The organism is Polaribacter pacificus (assembly GCF_038024035.1).
Classification (GTDB): domain Bacteria; phylum Bacteroidota; class Bacteroidia; order Flavobacteriales; family Flavobacteriaceae; genus Polaribacter; species Polaribacter pacificus.
On sequence record NZ_CP150664.1, the window covers coordinates 2,010,802 to 2,031,303 of the forward strand.

23 protein-coding genes and 1 tRNA gene are annotated in these 20,502 nt (G+C 34.4%); 9 read left to right on the forward strand and 15 right to left on the reverse strand.

Translation table 11 applies throughout. From position 1 onward, the window contains the following. Positions 1–33 precede the first annotated feature (33 nt). The 6 genes from accC to pdxA all read right to left on the reverse strand — a co-directional run bounded on the left by accC (position 34) and on the right by pdxA (position 4,996). Positions 34–1,374 (reverse strand): acetyl-CoA carboxylase biotin carboxylase subunit, encoded by a 1,341-nt coding sequence (gene accC / locus WHC90_RS09100; RefSeq protein ID WP_188598162.1) that lies wholly within the window; start codon positions 1,372–1,374, stop codon positions 34–36. Between the two features lie 87 nt (positions 1,375–1,461). Beyond that, the gene (gene accB / locus WHC90_RS09105; RefSeq protein WP_188598163.1) at positions 1,462–1,950 is read right to left on the reverse strand and encodes an acetyl-CoA carboxylase biotin carboxyl carrier protein; all 489 of its coding nucleotides are present in this window, start codon (positions 1,948–1,950) and stop codon (positions 1,462–1,464) included. A gap of 27 nt (positions 1,951–1,977) precedes the next feature. Further along, positions 1,978–2,973 carry a beta-ketoacyl-ACP synthase III gene (locus WHC90_RS09110; RefSeq protein WP_188598164.1) on the reverse strand — a complete coding sequence of 332 codons (996 nt, stop codon included), beginning with the start codon at positions 2,971–2,973 and terminating at the stop codon, positions 1,978–1,980. A 173-nt stretch (positions 2,974–3,146) separates the two neighbouring features. Beyond that, entirely contained in the window at positions 3,147–3,341 is a 195-nt protein-coding gene (gene rpmF / locus WHC90_RS09115; protein WP_188598165.1) for a 50S ribosomal protein L32, read from the reverse strand. Position 3,342: 1 nt separating this feature from the next. Then, positions 3,343–3,879 carry a YceD family protein gene (locus WHC90_RS09120; RefSeq protein WP_188598166.1) on the reverse strand — a complete coding sequence of 179 codons (537 nt, stop codon included), beginning with the start codon at positions 3,877–3,879 and terminating at the stop codon, positions 3,343–3,345. Between the two features lie 82 nt (positions 3,880–3,961). Further along, the gene (gene pdxA, locus WHC90_RS09125) at positions 3,962–4,996 is read right to left on the reverse strand and encodes a 4-hydroxythreonine-4-phosphate dehydrogenase PdxA (protein WP_188598167.1); all 1,035 of its coding nucleotides are present in this window, start codon (positions 4,994–4,996) and stop codon (positions 3,962–3,964) included. A 64-nt stretch (positions 4,997–5,060) separates the two neighbouring features. On the opposite strand from pdxA, the gene WHC90_RS09130 reads away from it, so the two are divergent. Next, on the forward strand, positions 5,061–5,651 hold the full coding sequence (locus WHC90_RS09130) for a riboflavin synthase (protein WP_188598168.1): 591 nt from the start codon (positions 5,061–5,063) through the stop codon (positions 5,649–5,651). A gap of 7 nt (positions 5,652–5,658) precedes the next feature. Here WHC90_RS09130 and WHC90_RS09135 read toward each other — a convergent pair whose 3' ends face one another. The 3 genes from WHC90_RS09135 to WHC90_RS09145 form a co-directional block, all read right to left on the reverse strand. After that, positions 5,659–5,835 carry a PID-CTERM protein-sorting domain-containing protein gene (locus tag WHC90_RS09135; RefSeq protein WP_188598169.1) on the reverse strand — a complete coding sequence of 59 codons (177 nt, stop codon included), beginning with the start codon at positions 5,833–5,835 and terminating at the stop codon, positions 5,659–5,661. A 95-nt stretch (positions 5,836–5,930) separates the two neighbouring features. Next, positions 5,931–6,004, reverse strand: a tRNA-Ile gene (locus WHC90_RS09140). 69 nt (positions 6,005–6,073) lie between these two features. Further along, complete coding sequence (locus WHC90_RS09145; protein ID WP_188598170.1) at positions 6,074–7,045, reverse strand: polyprenyl synthetase family protein; 972 nt, start codon at positions 7,043–7,045, stop codon at positions 6,074–6,076. A 124-nt stretch (positions 7,046–7,169) separates the two neighbouring features. Here WHC90_RS09145 and WHC90_RS09150 point away from each other — a divergent pair, with 124 nt between their 5' ends. The 5 genes from WHC90_RS09150 (at position 7,170) to WHC90_RS09170 (ending at position 14,351) form a co-directional block, all read left to right on the forward strand. Further along, positions 7,170–7,772: a TetR/AcrR family transcriptional regulator gene (locus WHC90_RS09150; protein WP_188598171.1), complete on the forward strand. Its 603-nt coding sequence runs from the start codon at positions 7,170–7,172 to the stop codon at positions 7,770–7,772. Positions 7,773–7,776: 4 nt separating this feature from the next. Further along, positions 7,777–9,123 carry a TolC family protein gene (locus WHC90_RS09155; protein WP_188598172.1) on the forward strand — a complete coding sequence of 449 codons (1,347 nt, stop codon included), beginning with the start codon at positions 7,777–7,779 and terminating at the stop codon, positions 9,121–9,123. Positions 9,124–9,132: 9 nt separating this feature from the next. Next, the gene (locus WHC90_RS09160) at positions 9,133–10,305 is read left to right on the forward strand and encodes an efflux RND transporter periplasmic adaptor subunit (protein WP_188598173.1); all 1,173 of its coding nucleotides are present in this window, start codon (positions 9,133–9,135) and stop codon (positions 10,303–10,305) included. Positions 10,306–10,313: 8 nt separating this feature from the next. After that, on the forward strand, positions 10,314–13,781 hold the full coding sequence (locus WHC90_RS09165) for an efflux RND transporter permease subunit (RefSeq protein ID WP_188598174.1): 3,468 nt from the start codon (positions 10,314–10,316) through the stop codon (positions 13,779–13,781). An 84-nt stretch (positions 13,782–13,865) separates the two neighbouring features. Beyond that, a complete protein-coding gene (locus WHC90_RS09170; RefSeq protein ID WP_188598175.1) occupies positions 13,866–14,351 on the forward strand; it encodes a regulatory protein RecX in 486 nt (161 codons plus the stop codon). On the opposite strand, the gene WHC90_RS09175 is transcribed toward WHC90_RS09170, so the two are convergent. Both WHC90_RS09175 and WHC90_RS09180 read right to left on the reverse strand, forming a co-directional pair. Next, on the reverse strand, positions 14,348–14,845 hold the full coding sequence (locus WHC90_RS09175) for a nuclear transport factor 2 family protein (protein WP_188598176.1): 498 nt from the start codon (positions 14,843–14,845) through the stop codon (positions 14,348–14,350). The genes WHC90_RS09170 and WHC90_RS09175 overlap by 4 nt on opposite strands. A gap of 4 nt (positions 14,846–14,849) precedes the next feature. Then, the gene (locus tag WHC90_RS09180) at positions 14,850–15,353 is read right to left on the reverse strand and encodes a hypothetical protein (protein ID WP_188598177.1); all 504 of its coding nucleotides are present in this window, start codon (positions 15,351–15,353) and stop codon (positions 14,850–14,852) included. 186 nt (positions 15,354–15,539) lie between these two features. Here WHC90_RS09180 and WHC90_RS09185 point away from each other — a divergent pair, with 186 nt between their 5' ends. The 3 genes from WHC90_RS09185 (at position 15,540) to WHC90_RS09195 (ending at position 17,790) form a co-directional block, all read left to right on the forward strand. After that, on the forward strand, positions 15,540–16,478 hold the full coding sequence (locus WHC90_RS09185; RefSeq protein WP_188598178.1) for an NAD-dependent epimerase/dehydratase family protein: 939 nt from the start codon (positions 15,540–15,542) through the stop codon (positions 16,476–16,478). Positions 16,479–16,617: 139 nt separating this feature from the next. Continuing rightward, positions 16,618–17,208, forward strand: a complete 591-nt coding sequence (locus tag WHC90_RS09190) for a thioredoxin family protein (RefSeq protein WP_188598179.1) — start codon at positions 16,618–16,620, stop codon at positions 17,206–17,208. A 93-nt stretch (positions 17,209–17,301) separates the two neighbouring features. After that, positions 17,302–17,790 (forward strand): ABC transporter ATPase, encoded by a 489-nt coding sequence (locus WHC90_RS09195; RefSeq protein ID WP_188598180.1) that lies wholly within the window; start codon positions 17,302–17,304, stop codon positions 17,788–17,790. A 7-nt stretch (positions 17,791–17,797) separates the two neighbouring features. On the opposite strand, the gene truB is transcribed toward WHC90_RS09195, so the two are convergent. From truB to WHC90_RS09215, 4 genes are read right to left on the reverse strand one after another with little or no spacing between them, the layout of a single operon-like run. Next, entirely contained in the window at positions 17,798–18,499 is a 702-nt protein-coding gene (truB, locus tag WHC90_RS09200; protein WP_188598181.1) for a tRNA pseudouridine(55) synthase TruB, read from the reverse strand. An 11-nt stretch (positions 18,500–18,510) separates the two neighbouring features. Beyond that, positions 18,511–19,305, reverse strand: a complete 795-nt coding sequence (locus tag WHC90_RS09205) for an undecaprenyl-diphosphate phosphatase (RefSeq protein ID WP_188598182.1) — start codon at positions 19,303–19,305, stop codon at positions 18,511–18,513. A gap of 2 nt (positions 19,306–19,307) precedes the next feature. After that, positions 19,308–19,553: a DUF3098 domain-containing protein gene (locus WHC90_RS09210; RefSeq protein WP_188598183.1), complete on the reverse strand. Its 246-nt coding sequence runs from the start codon at positions 19,551–19,553 to the stop codon at positions 19,308–19,310. A 4-nt stretch (positions 19,554–19,557) separates the two neighbouring features. After that, positions 19,558–20,436 (reverse strand): cell division protein FtsX, encoded by an 879-nt coding sequence (locus WHC90_RS09215; RefSeq protein WP_188598184.1) that lies wholly within the window; start codon positions 20,434–20,436, stop codon positions 19,558–19,560. Positions 20,437–20,502: the final 66 nt, after the last annotated feature.

Sequence of the window (20,502 nt, forward strand, 5' to 3'; positions counted from 1 at the left end):
ATTTTTTAAGAAATTTTATAACTAAAACTTAATTTATGATTTCATTTTAAAATCTTCCATAAATTTTGTCGTGTAGTTTCCAGATAAATAATCTTTATCATCCATTAATTGTCTGTGAAAAGGAATGGTTGTTTTTACTCCTTCAATCACAAACTCATCCAAAGCTCTTTTCATCTTATTAATTGCTTCTTCTCTTGTTTGAGCTGTCGTAATCAATTTAGCGATCATAGAGTCATAATTAGGTGGGATAGAGTATCCAGCATACACATGTGTATCTATTCGAACCCCATGACCTCCTGGCGCATGAAAGGTTGTGATTTTTCCTGGCGCAGGTCTAAAGTTATTGTAAGGATCTTCTGCATTAATTCTACATTCGATAGAATGCAATTGAGGCAAATAGTTTTTTCCAGAAATTGGAACTCCAGCAGCAACTAAGATTTGCTCTCTAATTAGATCAAAATCAATTACTTGTTCTGTAATTGGATGCTCTACTTGAATTCTAGTATTCATTTCCATAAAATAAAAATTACGGTGTTTGTCTACTAAGAACTCAACAGTACCAGCTCCTTCATATTTTATAAATTCAGAAGCTTTAACAGCAGCTTGTCCCATTGCTTCACGAAGTTCATCGGTCATAAATGGAGAAGGTGTTTCTTCTGTTAGTTTTTGATGACGTCTCTGAATAGAACAATCTCTTTCTGATAAATGACAGGCTTTACCAAAAGAGTCACCAACCACCTGAATTTCTATATGTCGAGGCTCTTCGATTAGTTTTTCCATGTACATTCCATCATTTCCAAAAGCAGCTTTCGCTTCTTGTCTAGCAGAATCCCAAGCATCTCTTAAGGCATCGGCAGTTAGTACGGCACGCATTCCTTTACCACCACCTCCGGCAGTTGCTTTAAGCATTACAGGGTAGCCCATTTCTTTGGCTAATCTTTCTGTCTCTTCAAAGCTCTCTAATATTCCTTCTGAACCAGGAATACAAGGTACTCCCGCGGCAATCATTGTTGCTTTTGCAGAAGCTTTATCTCCCATTTGATCAATCATTTGTCCAGAAGCACCGATAAATTTAATACCGTGTTCTTCACACAAATTTGAAAATTTTGCATTCTCAGCTAAGAATCCATATCCGGGATGGATTGCATCTGCATTTGTAATTTCTGCAGCGGCAATAATATTGGACATTTTTAAGTAAGATTCACTACTTGGTGCTGGGCCAATACAAACAGCTTCATCAGCAAAACGAACATGTAAGCTTTCTGCATCTGCTGTAGAATAAACAGCCACAGTTTTAATGTTCATTTCTTTACATGTTCTAATAACACGTAAAGCAATCTCACCTCTATTGGCAATTAATATTTTTTTAAACATCTTTTTATGTATTTAAAATTTAAAACTCAAAAACTAAAAAATGCGTAGAAATTTTAGTGTTAAGAAATATGAGTTTTTAAAAATGCATTATGATGGATCTACCAAAAATAAAGGTTGATCATACTCTACTGGTGATGCATCATCTACCAATACTTTAACGATCTTACCAGAAATTTCAGACTCAATCTCGTTAAATAATTTCATCGCTTCAATTACACAAACGGTATCACCTTCATTGATGGTACTACCAACTTCTACAAAAGAAGGTTTGTCTGGTGATGGTTTTCTATAAAAAGTACCAATAATTGGAGATTTAACGGTAATAAATCCTGCATTTTCATCTACAACTGCTGCTGGAGTTTCAGCCGCTGGTGTTACAGGTGCTGCTGCTGGCGCTGCTGCAGGCGCTTGCATTTGTTGCATGCCTCCCATTGGGTTTGCTTGTATGATTGTAGTTTCTGTGTTTGAAGAACCTGTTTTAATGGTGATTTTTACATCTTCCATTTCTAACTTTACTTCGCTTGCACCAGATTTTGCTACAAATTTTATCAAATTTTGAATCTCTTTAATATCCATAATTCTTTTGTTTAGTTGTTTTTGTTTTTATGAGTTATATGCCCACTTTAAGTAGATAGCTCCCCATGTGAAGCCTCCACCAAAAGCAGCAAAAATTATATTATCTCCTTTTTTAAGTTGTTGTTCGTAATCTGCTAATAACAATGGTAAAGTACCAGAAGTTGTGTTTCCGTATTTGTGAATATTTACCATTACTTTATCACTTTCCAAACCAATTCTATTGGCTGTGGCCTCAATAATTCTATTGTTTGCCTGATGTGGTGCTAGCCATTGTATATCATCTTTTGTAAGATGATTTCTGCTTAGCATTTTTTCTGATACATCTGCCATATTTGACACAGCAAACTTAAAGACAGTTCTACCTTCTTGCTGTACTGAGTGTTGATTGTTTTTAAGTGTTTCCTCAGAAGTTGGCAAGATAGATCCACCAGCTTCGATTCTTAAAAATTCTCTTCCATTACCATCACTTCTTAAGTATTCGTCTTGTAGGCCTAACCCATCAGTATTTGGCTCAAATAATACGGCACCGGCCCCATCTCCAAAGATGATACAAGTGGCTCTGTCTGTATAATCTATAATAGAAGACATTTTATCAGCTCCTATTAATAAGACCTTTTTATACCTCCCTGATTCTATATAGCTGGCTGCTGTTGACATCCCGTAGAGAAAGCTAGAACAAGCGGCTTGCAAATCATAAGAAAATGCGTTAACGGCACCAATCTGAGTTGCTACATAAGCAGCTGTAGATGCTACTGGAAGGTCAGGTGTGGCTGTGGCAACAATAACCAAGTCAATTTCTGAAGCTTCAATAGGTGATTTTTTTAATAATTCCTCACAGGCTTTGATGGCCATATAAGAAGTCCCTTTTCCTTTTTCTTTAAGAATTCTACGTTCTTTGATGCCGGTTCTTGAAGTGATCCATTCATCATTAGTGTCGACCATAGTTTCTAACTCTTTATTTGTTAGTATATAGTCTGGAACATATTTTCCTACTGCTGTGATTGCTGCAGTTATTTTTGTCATATTGATACCTTATTAGTAAAAAACAGGTTGTTTTTTCATTAAAAGCGATTGGCCAAAGTAATGAAATTTATTTTATATTTTTATGCAAAACACATCAAAAACATCTGTTTTTGATAAAAAAACAAAAAAAAACTCTCAAAATAGAGAGTTTTGTAAGTTAAAAAAACGTGTAATTATGCTTCTGCAGTTGCAGATTCTAAAACTACCTGTCCTCTGTAATATAGTTTACCTTCGTGCCAGTGAGCTCTATGGTATAAATGTGACTCTCCAGTAGTAGGGTCTACAGCGATTTGAGGAACACTAGCTTTGTAATGAGTTCTTCTTTTATCTCTTCTAGTTTTGGATATTTTTCTCTTAGGATGTGCCATTTTATGTCTTTTTTTCTGTTATTATATTCTTTAATTTATCCCATCTAGGGTCTACATTATCTGTAGTTTTTTCTTTTTTTACTCTTAGTTCTTCTAATTTTTTTAATGCTTCTGATTCCATTGTTCCATCTAATACTTTTGGATGAACTCTTTTACTTGGAGTCGATAAAACAATCATTTCATAGATGTACTGAGCAACATTTATTTGAAACTCTGTATACGGAAGAATTAATAGTTCTTCATTGTCATCGTTAAATTCTTCGCCAAAGTTAACCAATAAAGGAAGCGCTGCATTTATTTCTTGATCAAACTCTTCACCGCTAACATCACATTGAACCTTGATGGTTCCGGTAGCCGTAAAATGCAAATTTAATAAGGTGCTCTTCTTTTCTAAATTTAGTACAACCTTAATATTTGCATCATAAAATTCATCAAAATTAAATGCTTCAAAGAACGTGTTGTCAATTTGATATTCAAAGAGATGACTTGTTTCTTTTAATCCTATATATTGGATAGTAAATTGTTTCAAGTCCTTCATCTATAAAATCAATTTGAGCGTGCAAAGATATAAAAAAATGTTTTATTTAATACTTATTATCTAAAAAAGTAAAAGTTTCTATTTATTTCACTGCAAGGCGATTACGCACTAGCTTTTTGTACTCACTTCTTTTCTTAAATATTTCAATTCCGCTAAACAATGCTTCTTTAAAAGAAGTTTCATTTGCTTTGTTTTTTCCTGCTATTTCATAAGCCGTTCCGTGGTCTGGAGAGCATCTAACTTCTGATAGCCCTGCCGTAAAATTAACTCCATTTCCAAATGAGATGGCCTTAAAAGGCGCAAGTCCTTGATCGTGGTACATGGCAAGTATACCGTCAAATTGTTGATAGGTGTCCGATCCAAAGAAGCCATCAGCTGCATAAGGACCAAAAACCAATTTACCAGTTTCCTTTATTTGAGCAATACTCGGTCTAACAATTTCATCATCCTCTTTGCCAATTACTCCCTTGTCTCCACAGTGTGGATTAAGTCCTAAAACAGCAATTTTAGGTTTGCTAATTCCAAAATCTTCTACCAATGATTTGTGCATTAAGTTTACCTTTTGCTCAATTAGCTGGTGATTTATGTGGTTTGCAACCTCAGAAACAGGAATATGTCCTGTAATAAGGCCGACTCTTAGTGAGTCTGACATAAGAATCATTAGACTCTCTCCTTTAAGTTTAGATTCTAGATATTCTGTATGTCCAGCAAAGGCAAATTCTTCTGACTGAATATTTTCTTTATTTATTGGTGCGGTTAAAAGAAGGTCTATGGTTTGGTCTTTTAGACATTGTGTGGCTGCCTCTAAAGATTTTAGGGCATATTCTCCAGCAATTTTTGTCGATTTGCCAAATTCAATAGGAACTTCTTCTTTCCAAATATTTAATAAGTTTACTTTTCCGTGGGTTAATTGATTGATGGACATAATTCCATGAATATTTACCTCAGAATTTAATTGTTTTTTATGGTAGGAAACAGTTTTTGTTGAGCCAAATAAAACAGGAGTGCAAAAATCCAACATTCTTTTGTCTTCAAATGTTTTTAAAATCACTTCGATACCAATTCCATTTAAGTCTCCAATAGAAATCCCAACAACTATTTTTTCTTTTTTCTCCATGTTTTATGGTTCGATATTGTTAATTTTGATTCTTGCAAAAATAACGAATTTAAATTTAGAATCCATGTTTACAGGAATTATAGAAGGTTTGGGGATCATAAAAAATATTTCAAAAGAAAAGGACAATCTTCATTTAACGATATCGGCCAATTTTACAGATGAACTTCAGATAGATCAAAGTGTAGCTCACAATGGTATTTGTTTAACGGTTGTTGCAATTTCTAAGGATTGTTTTACGGTTACTGCGATTAAAGAAACCATTCAAAAAACAGCCATAGGATCTTATCAGGTTGGTGATGCTGTCAATCTAGAAAGAGCTATGCGATTGGGAGATCGATTGGACGGTCATATCGTTCAAGGTCATGTGGATGAGACAGGTGTTTGCACTGCCATCGTTGAGCAAAACGGAAGTACTATCTTTAGTTTTTCTTATGCTTCTAAAATGAATAATATTACCATAGAAAAAGGCTCAATTACCGTAAATGGTGTGAGCTTAACTGTTGTAGGTTCTAAAGAAAATGAATTTAGCGTAGCGATTATACCGTATACGCTGGCGCATACAACTTTCCAGAATTTAAAAATCAACGATGTTGTCAACCTGGAATTTGATGTTATAGGGAAATATGTAAGTAGATTAAATGCCCTAAGGCAATAATAGTCTACTATTTTAATTTTTTCATGCCGTATGCAACACCTGCAATTAATAAAATTGCAACACCTCCATCAATTGGGAGTCCTGGAGGTCTAGGTGGTCTTCTGGGTGGGGGCACCATTTGCGCCTCGACTAAGGTCGAAAAGGCTAATGACAAAATAAGCGAAAAAACAATTTTGTTTTTCATGATGCGTTTTAATGTTTGTTATAGATATAAAAGATCTCCTTTTATTCAAAGCTACTTCATTTTAAACTGGTATCAAAATAAAATAAAACTTTTTGTGGACCCACCAGGGCTCGAACCTGGGACCCTCTGATTATGAGTCAGATGCTCTAACCAACTGAGCTATGGGTCCTTTAAAAGTTTGGCAAAATTACTACTTTTTTGAATTCTGTCAAACTATTTTTTGATTTATGTTTTGTTTTTAGAAAGTTCTGTTCATAAGCCCTTCTCCAAAGAGACGTAATTTTTCTTTCTGTCTATCTGTGATTTTCATTTGTTCTACAATTTCAAAAGCAATTTTTGTATAATGTTCTAATTGGGTTTTTAAATGCTCTGGACTTTTACTTTTTTCAAATAGTAACCTTGCTGTTTCAATTTTTGTATCTGTATCAACATCAGATGTATTGTAGAGTGCAAGAAGTTTTTGTTGGTCTTCTGTAGATGACAACTCTAGAGTCTTTAAGTATAAATAGGTTTTTTTATTTTCTATAATATCACCCCCAACTTGTTTTCCAAAAGTTTTTGGATCTCCAAAAGTATCAAGATAATCGTCCTGTAATTGAAAAGCGATTCCGAGGTTTAACCCAAAATCATATAGTTTTTGAGCTTCTGTATCTGTGGCTCCTCCAACTATGGCCCCCATTTTTAACGCAGCACCAATCAATACAGATGTCTTTAAAGAAATCATATAAATGTATTCTGGAATAGTTACATCATTTCTGGTTTCAAAATCAATGTCTAATTGCTGTCCGTCACAAACTTCTATGGCTGTTTTGCTAAACAATTTAGCTAATTGCTGGAAAACTACAGGTTCGTAATTTTCAAAATATTGATAGGCTAAAATCAACATGGCATCACCAGAGAGGATTCCTGTGTTGAGATTCCATTTTTTATGAACGGTTTCAAAGCCCCTTCTTAACGGAGCAGCATCCATAATGTCATCATGCACCAAGGTAAAATTGTGAAACATTTCTATTGCATAAGCAGCAGGCAATGCTTTTTTAAAATCTTGATCATAAAGAGAAGCTCCCATTAAGGTTAAGATTGGGCGAATTCTTTTGCCACCTAATTGCAAAATATACTCAATAGGTTCATACAAGTTTTTAGGCTCTTTTGTAAGACGCTGGTCCTTTAGATAACTTAAAAAAGTTTCTTGAAATATCTGTAAATCCACTTGTTGTTATTTTGTAGCAAAAGTAACAAACATTTTCTTTAGAAGAAGCCAAAGTTAAATAATCGTAAAAACTTTGGAAACTTTATTGGTTTTTAAAGTTTCCTTTGTACCTTTGCACCTCATTATGAAAGAAAAAATCTTACAAAAATCCACCGAACTGTTTTTAACCCTTGGGTTTAAAAGTGTAACCATGGATGATATTGCTCAAGAATTAGGGGTGTCAAAAAAGACCATCTACAATCATTTTAAGAATAAAACTGATTTAGTAGAAGGGGTTACTACCAATATATTTGAGAATGTGTGCAAAGGGATTGATCAGATTTGTAGCTTAGATCAGAATCCAATAGAAGAGCTGTATTCTATTAAACGGTTTACTATGCAGTATTTGAAAAATGAAAAAGCATCTCCTCAACATCAATTAAACAAATACTATCCTAAAATTTACGCTAATCTTAAAAACAAACAATTTGAAGTGATGCAAGACTGCGTTGTTAAAAATTTAAATAAAGGAATAGCGGTTGGCATGTTTAGAGATACTATCGATGTAGATTTTATTTCTAGAATCTATTTTCATGGTATGATGGGGATTAAAGATATTAAATTGTTTCCGTTGCAAAAATTTTCTATGAATACGCTTTTAGATCATTATCTAGAGTATCATCTTAGAGGAATTTGTACAGATAAAGGAATTAAAAAAATGAATCAAACAATCATAAAAAATAAATAAAAAAATGCAATATAAATTACTTGTTTTAAGTGCTTTGTGCTTTGTAAGCATAAGTTTTGCTCAAGAAAAGAAAACTAAGTTTTCTTTACAAGAAGCCATAGATTATGCTTTGCAAAACAATTACAACGCCAAAACTGCAGCCAATAATATCGAAGCTGCAAAACAAAAGAAATGGGAAACTACCACCATTGGTTTACCTCAGGTAAGTGCGAAGGTTGATTATCAAAATTGGCTTAAACAACAAGTGTCTTTGTTGCCAGGAGAAATTACTGGAGGAGCCCCTGGAACTTATGTGCCTGTAACTTTTGGTACTAAGCAAAATATCAATGCAGCCATCACATTAAATCAATTGATTTTTGATGGGTCGTATTTAGTTGGTTTGCAGTCGGCAAAAACCTATTTAAAAATTTCTGAACTAGCCAATGAGAAAACAGCCTTGAGTATAAGAGAAGCTGTTATCAATGCCTACGGTAATGTTTTAGTCGCTGATAAAAGCATTGAAATTTTTAAAAAAAACATGCTTGTTTTAGAAAAGAATTTAGAAGATGCTAAAAAGATTTTTCAGAATGGATTTAATGAAGAGGAAGATGTAGAGCAGCTTCAAATTACCTATTCAACCGTAAAAAGTCAGTTAGATAAAACCAAACGATTAAGAGATATCGGCTTAAAAATGTTAAATATTTCGATGGGAAACAACCTTGAAAGTCCATTGTCTTTAACCGATACCTTAGAAGAGGTTATGAATGCAAATATTGATTTAAACTTGCTTAGCAAAACCTTTAATATAGAAGAGCACATTGATTATAAGATTGCAGAAAATGACAAAACATCTAAAGCCTTGTTGGTAAAATTAGAAAAAAGTAAAGCGTTACCTTCTTTAACTGCATTTGTAAATTATGGATATACTGGAAACGCTGAAGATTTTTCGTTTTTTAATAGCAGTCAAGAATGGTACAATTCATCATTGTTAGGTGTTAGTCTTAATATTCCAATCTTTAGTAGCTTCCAAAGACGTTCAAGAACACAACAAGCAACAATAGAACTGGACAATGCTGATCTTAAATTAGATCAAATAAAAGAGGAGTTAAATTTGGGTGTAGCTTCTGCTAAAAGTGATTATACTTTTAGTGTAGAGAACTACGGTACGGCTAAGAAAAATCTTGAGTTGGCACAACGTATAGAAAAGAAGCAACAAATTAAGTTTTTTGAAGGCGTTGGTTCTAGCTTTGATTTATCACAAGCTCAAAATCAATTATACACCCAACAACAAAATTATATACAATCAATGCTAGATGTTATTGCTAAAAAAGCAGCATTAGAGAATGCATTAAATATTCCAATTAAAAAGTAACCAAATATCATGAGAAAAATATATTTAATTTTAGTGAGCACTATTGTATTAGCGGCCTGTGAATCTAAAAAAAGCAGTACTGTTGAGGCTGTTATTTCTAAAGGAGACTTAAGTGAAATTAGAGCAAAAAAGACAGAAATTGAGACTAGACAACAAGAAATATTAAATCAGTTAGATTCTTTGAATTTTGCTATTTCTAAATTGGATACTGTTAAGAAATTGCCTTTGGTAACAACTTTAGTTACACAGAACACAGTTTTTGATCATTATTTAGAATTACAAGGAAATGTTAGTACTAAGCAAAATATTCTTGTCTATCCAGAAATGGCAGGGATTTTAGAAACAGTAAATGTTAAAGAAGGTAGGGCTGTAAAAAAAGGAGATGTATTGGCAACAATTAACGATGGTGGGCTTAGCCAACAATTGGCACAAGCAGAAACCCAACTAATGTTGGCAAAAACAACTTTTGAAAGACAGCAGCGTTTATGGGATCAAAAAATTGGTTCAGAGATGCAATACTTGCAAGCCAAAACAACCTATCAATCGCAAGAAAACATGGTTGCCCAGTTAAAAATTCAGTTGTCAAAAACCGTAATTAAAGCTCCTTTTGATGGTGTAATTGACAATGTTTTTAAAGAAAAAGGGAGTGTGGTCTCACCAGGCCCTGGGGCTGAGGTTTTTAGAATCATCAACCTATCTAAGATGTATATAGAAGCAGAAGTTCCAGAGAGTTATATTAGTAATGTTACCAATGGAAAAAGTGTTGAGGTATACTTTCCTGTACTTGGAAAAACTGTACATACTGTAGTAAGACAGGTTAGCAATTTTATCAACCCAAACAATCGATCTTTTAAAATTGAAGTTGCAGTACCCAATAAAGATAATCAGATCAAACCCAATTTAACTGCCAAATTAAAAATTAACGAATATACTAATAAGTCGGCTATTTTGATTCCTCAGAGTATTATTTCTGAGAACGCCAATGGAGAGCAGTATGTTTATTTGGTTAAAAACACCAATGCTAAAAATGAAGGAACCGCAACTCGTCAGATAATTAAAACAGGAAGAACACAAGGAGATATTATAGAAGTTATTGAAGGAGTTGGAAGCAATGCCCAAATTATAGAAGAGGGCGCAAGAAGCGTTAAAGAAGGGCAAACAGTTAAGGTCATTAAATACTAAGAAGAACCATGTCAGATAAAAATAAAAAAGTAAATAAGGAATTTGGTTTTTCGTCGTGGGCGATTTCTAATAAAACTACTATGTATGTAGTGATGTTGGTAATTTTTTACTTGGGAATATCAGCCTTTTTTGAAATGCCTCGTGAGAGTTTTCCAGAAATAAAAGAAACTAAAATTTATATTAGTTCTGTGTATCCAGGAAACACTGCCGAGGATATAGAAAAACTAATTACAGATCCCTTAGAAGACAAATTAAAAACGGTTAGTAATGTCGTTGATATTACTTCTACTTCACAAGAAGATTTCTCAATGGTAATTGTGGAGTTTGACGAAAATATTACCGTAGAACTTGCCAAGCAGAAAATCAAGGATGAAATCGATTCAGAAACCTCTGGAGAAGATTGGCCAACCTTTAACAATGCAAAGGTAGAGCCTAATGTGTTTTCATTGAGCATGAGTGAAGAAATGCCCATTTTAAACATTAATATTTCTGGTGATTATCCCGTTGAAAAATTAATAGAGTTTGGAGAATACTTACAAGATGAAATTGAAAACTTGCAAGAAATCAAGCAGGTTGATATTAGAGGGGTTCAGGAAAAAGAGGTAGAAATTGCTGTCGATATCTACAAGATGATGGCAGCCAAAGTAAGCTTTAATGATGTTATCAATACCATTCAGGGAGGTAATGTAACAATGTCGGCTGGAAATTTAATCGCAAGTGGGCAACGTCGAACAATCCGAATTTTAGGAGAGATTAACAATCCTAAAGAGTTGGAAGACTTTGTGGTAAAATCTGAAGATAACAATCCTATTTATTTAAAAGACATCGCAGAGGTATCTTTTAAAGAAAAAGACAGAACCACCTATGCAAGAGAGTTTGGTAAACGTGTTATTATGCTCGATGTTAAAAAACGAGCAGGAACTAATATGGTTGCGGCAACTGATCAGATAAAATTGATTGTTGCTCATGCTACAAAAGATATTTTTCCAAGTGATTTAATAGTAACCATTGCTAATGATCAATCTGCAACAACAATTGCTGCAGTTGATGATTTGGTTAACAATATTATTTTTGGAGTCATTTTAGTTGTTACCGTACTGATGTTTTTCTTAGGATTTAAAAACGCAGTCTTTGTTGGATTTGCAATTCCTATGTCAATGTTTATGTCGTTAATGTTACTGAATGGTTTGGGTTATACCTTAAACACCATGATTCTCTTTGGATTAATTATGGGATTAGGGATGCTAGTGGATAATGGGATCGTAGTCGTTGAGAACGTCTATCGACTAATGGATGAAGAAGGCATGAGTAGGACAGAAGCAGCCAAAAAAGGGATCGGTGAGATCGCCTTTCCAATTATCATCTCTACGGCAACGACTGTAGCTGCATTTATACCTTTAGGTCTTTGGCCAGGGGTGATGGGAGAATTTATGAAACTCTTACCTATTACGCTGTCTACTGTATTGGGATCTTCTTTGGTGGTAGCAATCTTTTTTAACTCAGTATTAGTCTCTGACTTTATGAGTGTAGAGGACAAGGATATGCCTTTGAAAAAAATCATCAAAACCACAAGTATTATTGCACTTATCGGAACCTTGATTTTGATTTTTGGAGGAACATATAGAGCCTTGGGAAGCTTAATGATCTTTACAGCGATCATGCTTTGGGTATATCGATTGTTTTTAAGAAAATGGGCAAATTCATTCCAAACAAAAGCTTTACCACGTCTAGAAAACTGGTATGAAAATATGCTGCGTAAAGCATTAAGAGGCAGAACTCCCTATTGGTTAATTGGAAGTACGTTTGTCTTATTGATTGTTGCTTTTATGGCTTTTGGTGCTTCTTTGGGTTCACAAAGAACCAAAGTAGAGTTTTTTCCAGATAACAAACCAAACCAAATCATTGTGTATATAGAATATCCACAAGGAACTGATATTGAAAAGACAAATGCAATTACCAAAGAAATTGAAGCAAAGGTTTATACTGTTTTAAATGATAAACAATATATGGACGGGTCTTACAATTTTATGGTAGAGAGTGCTGTTTCGCAAGTTGGTGAAGGCGCAGGAAATCCACAAACAGATGGAGGTTCTTCTGCAGAGATGCCACACAAAGGAAAGATTACAGCTTCTATGCGTCAATTTAAATACAGAAGAGGTCAAGACAGTGAATTATTAAGACAAAAGGTTCAAGAAGCCTTAGTAGGAATCTATCCTGGAGTTTTAATTTCAGTAGAAAAGGATGCCAATGGCCCACCAGCTGGATCACCAATTAATATTGAAATTGAAGGGAGTGACTATAATGAGTTGATTGCCACAGCAGAGAGAATGCGTGATTTTATCAATACAAAAAGGATTGCCGGAATTGATGAATTAAAGATTGATGTAAATAAAGACAAGCCCGGAATGCAGGTGGTTGTCGATAGAAAAAAAGCCGGAGAACTGGGGGTAAGTACATCACAAGTTGGCCAACAAATTAGAACGTCCATCTTTGGGTCTAAAGCAGGAGTCTACAAAGAAGATGGAGATGATTTTGATATCTATGTTCGTTTTAACAAAGAAAACAGGTATAATACCAGTGCAATCTTTAATCAAAAAATTACGTTTAGAGACAATACAGGTAAGGTTAAAGAAATCCCTGTTTCTACTTTGGCAAAACACACTAATAATTCTGGGTTTAGTGCCATAAAGCACAATGATACCAAGCGTGTAGTGACGGTTTACTCTGCCTTGTCTCCAGGGTATACAGATGCGGCTGCTATAGTGCATCAGATCCAAAAAGAAATGAAGGCATTTTCAAATTTACCAAAAGATATCAAGATAGATTACACAGGGCAAATTGAAGAGCAGAATAAGCAAATGTCCTTTTTAATGGGTGCATTGATTACAGGTTTGGGCTTGATTTTCTTTATTTTGATTTTCCAGTTTAACTCTGTGTCAAGACCGACCATAATTATGTTGGCAATCTTTTTGAGTTTTATTGGTGTATTTGGAGGACTGGTAATTACTGGTGATGCTTTTGTTATTATGATGACCATGATGGGAATCATTTCTCTTGCCGGAATTGTTGTAAATAATGGAGTTGTTTTGTTAGATTATGCACAATTACTCATTGATCGAAAAAAACTAGAGCTAGGTTTAGAAGACAAAGATCTTTTAGAAGACGATGATTTGTTTGAAAGTATCGTAAAAGCGGGGAAGGCTCGTTTGCGCCCTGTATTGTTAACTGCCATCACAACCATTTTAGGTTTGGTGCCTTTGGCCATAGGATTGAATATTAATTTCTTTACTCTTTTTAGCGAGTTTGACCCTCATATTTATATGGGAGGTGACAATGTTGTATTCTGGGGACCATTAGCTTGGACAGTAATTTACGGTCTATTAATTGCTACCTTTTTAACACTTATCGTAGTGCCAATTTTATTTTACTTCGTAAGTCAATTTAAGAGATGGATGCGAGGGAAAATGACAGCATAAATAGTGATTTTCTATATAAAAAAAGCTGAGCAGTACTTCTCAGCTTTTTTTATATATGTAGATTTGTAATCAAAGGGGGTAGATATGCAACAAAAAAAATATTTTTCGATAGAAGAGATCACTAGAAAACTAGAAAGATATTGTGTATATCAAGATAGATGTCATCAAGAGATAGAGAAGAAACTCAGTGAATTTACACTTATACCAGAAGCAAGGGATCAAATTATTTTTCATTTACTGGAGCATAATTTTTTAAATGAAGAACGCTTTTCAAAAAGCTTTGCAAGGGGCAAATTCAATATAAAAAAATGGGGGAAAACTATAATTGTCAATGAATTAAAAAGGCGCGAAGTTTCTGCCTACAATATTAAAACTGCTCTCAATGAAATTGATGAAGAGACTTACCTAAAAACACTCTATGAGCTTGCAGAAAAACGCCATCAACTACGGAAAGAAAAAGATTGGTATGCCCATAAAAAGAAGCTTGTTGATTTCTTAATCAGGAAAGGCTATGAGTATGATTTAATTTTTAAGGTGGTTGATGAGCTTTTAAATGATAGCAAACCTTAGTATTTTTCTTTTTTCTTTTTTACTTTGATTATTTCATTAGTTCCATCATTTGGAACGGTCATAGAAAGGACATACTGTTTTATTTTCCACTCACCAGCAACTTGTTCTAACACGCCAGAGCCTCTACAAAAACCCATCCAGGTGTCTAATATTTCATCAAACCAAACCACAGTAGCGTCATTGTTTGTATAAATGTTCCTTTCAACAGCTTTAAATGCCCAGGCAGAACCTCTATCAAAATAGGGTTTGCTAAATTTACTAAACTGTTCTTTGGTCCAGACCTCTGTAACATCAGTTCCGATGTACACAGCAGAGCTGTCTAAGCTCTCAAAATAGGCTTCGAAATTTGCGTTTGCTGCAGCCAAATGCCAATCGTCTAAGACAGTTTTTATATTCTTTTTAATCAATTCTTTTTGGCTAGAATTGACTGTTTTATTTTGCTGACAAGCCAGTAAGCTTAAGCAGCATATAAGAAAAAGTAGTGTTTTTTTCATTGTTTTAATTGCTAGGTTCTAGTTCTTTGTCGATGCTTAACTTGATAAAAACGGCATTTATTTTTGAGTTTGTCGCAGTAAAAGCATCCATTACTTTATCTACCTGATCATTGACTTCTTTGGCAGTGAGTGCAGCGGCAATATAGGTCATGTCTTTTAGGCGCAAAGTCTCATTTTCTAGAACATTAATCCGTGTTTTAAACGAGAGGGTTTCTAGAGGTTTGGGTTTGGTGTTGCTTTTAAGCTTCTTAACCAAGTCTGCCAACTCTAAAGCATTGTTTAAGGCCTCATTTGCAGAAATTGAAGAAAATTCTTTAATTTTTTGCTCTAAATTTAAATAAGCTCCCCAGTCCTCTACTTCTTTTCTTACCTGTTTATCTACAACAACAGAAAGTGTGTGCTTTTGAACCACAGAAAGTGCAGCGGGTTTATGAACCTCTTTGTTTTGTTGTGAATTTTCTTTACAGGCACAAAAACAAAGCACCAATAACAAGACTAATTTTTTCATTTTACACCGATGAATTAAAGGCTTAAAAATACGTTTTTTTATGAGAAGTATCCTGATATTATGTTCAATTCAAACTTCTAAATAAATTGCTTCTTAAATAATTGATTGATATTTAATCGGATTATTTTTTACGAATAGTTAAATTAAGTACCTTTGTTTGTATAAATTTTTTGAATTTCATAAAATATGAGTGACACCATTTTAATTATCGGTGCCTGTGGGCAAATTGGAACAGAATTGACCCAAAAACTAAGAGAAATCTACGGAAATCAACAGGTAATCGCTTCGGATATAAGAGAAGGAAATGATGAGATGAAACGTTCAGGTCCTTTTGAGATCCTAGACGCTACCGATAAAGAAGGAATCTTAAAAACCGTTCAAAAACACCAAGTTACACAAGTTTATTTAATGGCTGCAATGCTTTCTGCTACGGCTGAACAGCATCCTCAAAAAGCATGGGAGCTCAATATGAATTCTCTCTTAGCAGTTTTAGAATTGGCCAAAGAAAAACATATTAAACAGGTCTATTGGCCAAGCTCAATAGCAGCATTCGGACCTACTTCTCCAAAAGTACAAACACCACAAAAAACCATCATGGAACCTAGCACTGTTTATGGAATCAGCAAGTTAGCTGGAGAACACTGGTGTAATTACTATCATGAAAAATTTGGGGTTGATGTTAGAAGTTTACGTTACCCAGGAATCATTAGTTGGAAAACCAAGCCAGGAGGAGGGACTACAGATTACGCAGTTGATATTTACTTTAAAGCACTAGAAGAACAAAAATACGAGTGTTTTTTAACAGAGGAAACTCGTTTACCGATGATGTATATGCAAGACGCCATTGCTGCGACCATTCAGATTATGCAAGCAGATGCAGAGAAAATAAAAAATAGAACCTCTTATAATTTAGCAGCGATGAGTTTTACTCCTAAAGAAATTGCAGCAGCCATACAAAAGGAGATACCAGAGTTTACAATTTCATATAAAGCAGATTTTAGGCAACAAATAGCAGATAGCTGGCCGCAAATAATTGATGACAGTGATGCTAGAAACGATTGGGGTTGGCAACAGCACTTTGATTTGGATGCCATGACCAAAGACATGTTAAAAAATTTGAGCTAAAACTCATGATCTAATTTTAAAGCCTAATCCTTAAAAAAGAATTAGGCTTTTTTTTCTTGTTTTTTTTGATCTAAAGATCGCAATATGAAAGCTTGTAAGTTTGACAATTTGTATCGTCTAACAAATAAATTAGTAGTTGATGAAACAGTTATTTAAAGAAAGTTTAGCTAAGAGCATGGACTATGCCAGCTATCGGAAATTGGTTTTAGATTTGTTAGAGGCAGGCAAATCTACCGGGCCAACTCAGTCTGATGATTTGTATAATTACAGCAAACTAAACAATGCAAGAATGCATCGTTTAGATCAGAAGACTAGGTTAACTCCAGAGACAGAAGAAGCCCTAAAATTTATGAAAGAGCCTCAGACTTGGTTAGTGATTACAGAAGGTTGGTGTGGAGATGCAGCACAGATATTACCCGTAATCAATGCTATGAGTGCTATGAGCCATCAAATAGATCTTAGGATAGTCCTAAGAGATGAGAATCCAGAGTTGATGGCTCAGTTTTTAACCAATGGGTCTATGTCAATTCCAAAAATGATTGTTTTAGACAAGAGTAGTGCATTGCTCAACTCTTGGGGGCCAAGACCCTCAGTGGCTACTAAAATGGTTAATGATTATAAAGCGAAACACGGAAGTTTAGATGCTGCGTTTAAAAAAGAGTTACAGCTTTGGTATAACAAAGACAAAGGAGTTTCTATACAACAAGATCTAATAGAATTTGTAAAATAGAAAATCAAACAATTGTATTAATAGCAAAGTCCTTTTACAAAAATGTGGAAGGGCTTTTAGTTTGTGCTATCTTTGTGGTCTTAAAAGAAATAGATGTTTGTAGATTATAGTGAGATTTCTGAAGATGCCAAGGTTTGGGTGTATCCTTCTAGCCGAAAATTTTATCCTAAAGAACTTGAGCCTATCGAAGAAAAGATTCAGCAATTTATTGCAGGATGGAAAGCAGACGATGAAAACTTTAAGGCGTCTTATAAGTTTGTCCATCAGCGATTTATCATTTTAGTCGCAGATACAGAAAATTCACCCTTAAGTATTTCTGAGATTGATGCTTCTGTAGCATTTATCATTGCGCTTCAAGAAGAGTTTGGCGTAGAACTTTTAGACAAAATGAACGTCTGTTTTAAACAGGGCGAGTTTGTACAATACAAAGAGCTAAAAGAATTTAAAAAACTACTTAAAAACAAAGCAGTTACTGCTAAAACAATTGTTTTTGATAATCTAATCAATACCAAGCACGATCTGGAGAACCATTGGGAAATTTCGATTGAAGAGAGTTGGTATGGACGTTTTTTAAAAAAATAAACCAGACTTAATTAGCGTCTAATCGGCTAATAAATTGCTCTATATTTTCGGCTTTATCTACAGAAAAATCGCCTATTTTGGTTCTTCGCAATGCGGTTAAATGTGCTCCAGACTGGAGTGCTTTCCCAAAGTCAAAAGCCAAAGAACGAATATAGGTCCCTTTGCTACACACCACTCTAAATTCAATTTCAGGAAGTGCTTTTTTGGTAATTTCAAATTCTGATATTTCTACAGATCTACTTGCTATTTCTGTAGTCTCAGTGGTCTCACCTTTTCTAGCTAGCTCATATAAGCGCTTTCCGTCTTTTTTTAAGGCCGAAAAAATAGGAGGTTGCTGTTGTATGATTCCAATAAACTTTTTACAGGTATCATAAATTAAGTCATCTGTAATGTGAGCAGTCTCAAAACGTTGGTTAATTTCGGTTTCTAAATCAAAGCTTGGGGTGGTAGCACCAACAGTGATGGTTCCGGTATATTCTTTTACCTGACCTTGATACTCATTAATGTTTTTGGTCTGCTTGCCTGTGCAAATAATCAACAAGCCTGTGGCAAGCGGATCTAAAGTTCCTGCATGGCCAACTTTTATTTTTTTGATGTTAAAACGTTGTCTGATATGCCAACGAATTTTATTTACAGCCTGAAAAGATGTCCAATTTAGTGGTTTGTCAATCAATAGTATTTGGCCATTTTTATAATCTTCTCCAGTCATTTATTCAGGGACTAATTCATTAAAGAATAACCAATTGCAACAACACCAACAACGGCACAATAGATTGCAAAATATGATAGTTTACTTTTTTTAACTAAAGAAATCATCCAAGTACAGGCAAATAAACCAGCAATAAATGCGGCTAAAAACCCTACGGACATGGGTAAAATTTCTGCACTCTTAAAATTGATATCTCCACTCAATAAATCTTTGGCAATTTTACCGACAATTAAGGGTACAACCATTAAAAAAGAAAAACGTGCAGCCTTATTCCTATCAACGCCTAATAATACAGAGGTAGAAATTGTTGCCCCAGATCTAGAGATGCCTGGAAGCATTGCTATGGCTTGCGAAATACCAATAATTACTGCATTTGTAAAAGATACTTTTTTGTCTGTTTTTTTTGCCTTATCAGCCAATAATAACAAAAGAGCAGTTACTAGCAACATAAAACCCACCAGTAATATCTGTCCTCCAAAAAAGGACTCCAATTCTTTTTCGAAAAGCAAACCAATAACCACTGCAGGAATCATTGAAGCAATAATTTTTAAAGAAAATTCAGTTTCATCATTCCATTTAAATTGGAACAAGCCTTTAAAAATTTCTGCAACCTCTTTTCTAAATACAACGAGGGTGCTTAAGGCGGTTGCAAAATGCAAAACAACCGTAAAAGTGAGACTTTCTTCTGGCACAGAAGTATCGCCTAAAATAGCTTTTGCCAGCTCTAAATGTCCACTAGAAGAAACGGGTAAAAACTCAGTTAGTCCTTGAATGATTCCAAGAACAATTGCTTCGATATAATCCATGCTTATTTTTTAGGTTTTGCAAAAATGGCATAAATCTGAATCCCCAACCCAACAATTACTAGTGTTGGAGCCAATCGAATACGTTGCCAGTTGTATATTTCTGGATTAAAAACCTCAGGATCATCACTTCCGCCACCAGCCATTAGGATAAATCCTAAAGCAATAAAAGCAAGGCCAATTAGCATAATGATGTAGTTTCTCTTTTCAAAAAGAAAAACAGGTTTCTCGGAGTTGTTTTTAGAATTCATAGGCTTAGTAATATAATTCGTCAGTTTGTAAATTTAAAAAGCGTTGCGTAGCCAAATAGGTGCTTAACCAAGTTATAATAAAAGAAGCGAGAACTACACCACCAAATAAATAGGCTAGGAGTAGGTAATCACTTAATAGATGTAATGACGGGATGTATTGATTGGCGTAGTAAATGGTAAGACCTAAACCAATAATGGCAACAAGGGCACCAATTAGTCCAAGTTTTATGGCTTGCCAAATAAAAGGTTTTCTAATAAAGCTCTTTGTGGCACCAACCATCTGCATGGTTTTAATATTAAATCGTTTTGAGTATACAGAAAGGCGTATGGCACTGTTGATTAAAATCATAGAAACCAAGCCAAAAAAAGCACTGATAATGAGCAGCCAAAAACTAATTTTTTGAATATTTTTTGTCAATAAACTAATTAGAGGTTTGTCATAAGATACTTCTTCTACAAAGGCATTCTTTTGAAAACGCTTTTCAATTTCTGCCATTTTTTCTGGAGTTACAAATTCTGCGTTTAAATACAGTTCAAGACCATTTTTAAGTGGATTTGTCCCTAAAAAAGTTAAAAAATCCTCTCCCAATTCTTTGCTATGTGCTTTTGCAGCTTGTGCTTTTGAGGTATAAATGATTCTTCTAGTAAAGGGTTCTTTTTGCAAAGAAGCTTTTAGTGTTTCAATTTGCTTGTTAGACACCTTGTCTTTTAAAAACAAAGTCATGGCAACTTTTTCTTTAAAGAGATTGGCAACACTGGTAGATTTTAGCAATACCAACCCTAAAACACCCACCATAAACAAGACCAAAGCGATACTAATCACTACAGAAAAATAGGAAGAGCGCAATCTGCGTTTTTGATATTTATCAAAAGAACTAGCCATGGATCTAAATTCGTTTTATGTTGGCAAGATACAAAAAATCACGCGCAATCATAGCTTGCTTATTTG

Excerpts from the sequence above, each read along its gene's own strand:
- WHC90_RS09180 (WP_188598177.1), bottom strand. The coding sequence starts at position 15,353 with ATGAAAAAATTAGTCTTGTTATTGGTGCTTTGTTTTTGTGCCTGTAAA.
- WHC90_RS09195 (WP_188598180.1), top strand. The coding sequence starts at position 17,302 with ATGTTTGTAGATTATAGTGAGATTTCTGAAGATGCCAAGGTTTGGGTG.
- WHC90_RS09210 (WP_188598183.1), bottom strand. The coding sequence starts at position 19,553 with ATGAATTCTAAAAACAACTCCGAGAAACCTGTTTTTCTTTTTGAAAAG.
- WHC90_RS09185 (WP_188598178.1), top strand. The coding sequence starts at position 15,540 with ATGAGTGACACCATTTTAATTATCGGTGCCTGTGGGCAAATTGGAACA.
- WHC90_RS09190 (WP_188598179.1), top strand. The coding sequence starts at position 16,618 with ATGAAACAGTTATTTAAAGAAAGTTTAGCTAAGAGCATGGACTATGCC.
- WHC90_RS09215 (WP_188598184.1), bottom strand. The coding sequence starts at position 20,436 with ATGGCTAGTTCTTTTGATAAATATCAAAAACGCAGATTGCGCTCTTCC.
- WHC90_RS09130 (WP_188598168.1), top strand. The coding sequence starts at position 5,061 with ATGTTTACAGGAATTATAGAAGGTTTGGGGATCATAAAAAATATTTCA.
- WHC90_RS09110 (WP_188598164.1), bottom strand. The coding sequence starts at position 2,973 with ATGACAAAAATAACTGCAGCAATCACAGCAGTAGGAAAATATGTTCCA.
- WHC90_RS09175 (WP_188598176.1), bottom strand. The coding sequence starts at position 14,845 with ATGAAAAAAACACTACTTTTTCTTATATGCTGCTTAAGCTTACTGGCT.
- WHC90_RS09120 (WP_188598166.1), bottom strand. The coding sequence starts at position 3,879 with ATGAAGGACTTGAAACAATTTACTATCCAATATATAGGATTAAAAGAA.
- pdxA (WP_188598167.1), bottom strand. The coding sequence starts at position 4,996 with ATGGAGAAAAAAGAAAAAATAGTTGTTGGGATTTCTATTGGAGACTTA.
- WHC90_RS09160 (WP_188598173.1), top strand. The coding sequence starts at position 9,133 with ATGAGAAAAATATATTTAATTTTAGTGAGCACTATTGTATTAGCGGCC.
- WHC90_RS09155 (WP_188598172.1), top strand. The coding sequence starts at position 7,777 with ATGCAATATAAATTACTTGTTTTAAGTGCTTTGTGCTTTGTAAGCATA.
- WHC90_RS09150 (WP_188598171.1), top strand. The coding sequence starts at position 7,170 with ATGAAAGAAAAAATCTTACAAAAATCCACCGAACTGTTTTTAACCCTT.
- accB (WP_188598163.1), bottom strand. The coding sequence starts at position 1,950 with ATGGATATTAAAGAGATTCAAAATTTGATAAAATTTGTAGCAAAATCT.
- rpmF (WP_188598165.1), bottom strand. The coding sequence starts at position 3,341 with ATGGCACATCCTAAGAGAAAAATATCCAAAACTAGAAGAGATAAAAGA.
- accC (WP_188598162.1), bottom strand. The coding sequence starts at position 1,374 with ATGTTTAAAAAAATATTAATTGCCAATAGAGGTGAGATTGCTTTACGT.
- truB (WP_188598181.1), bottom strand. The coding sequence starts at position 18,499 with ATGACTGGAGAAGATTATAAAAATGGCCAAATACTATTGATTGACAAA.
- WHC90_RS09135 (WP_188598169.1), bottom strand. The coding sequence starts at position 5,835 with ATGAAAAACAAAATTGTTTTTTCGCTTATTTTGTCATTAGCCTTTTCG.
- WHC90_RS09170 (WP_188598175.1), top strand. The coding sequence starts at position 13,866 with ATGCAACAAAAAAAATATTTTTCGATAGAAGAGATCACTAGAAAACTA.
- WHC90_RS09205 (WP_188598182.1), bottom strand. The coding sequence starts at position 19,305 with ATGGATTATATCGAAGCAATTGTTCTTGGAATCATTCAAGGACTAACT.
- WHC90_RS09165 (WP_188598174.1), top strand. The coding sequence starts at position 10,314 with ATGTCAGATAAAAATAAAAAAGTAAATAAGGAATTTGGTTTTTCGTCG.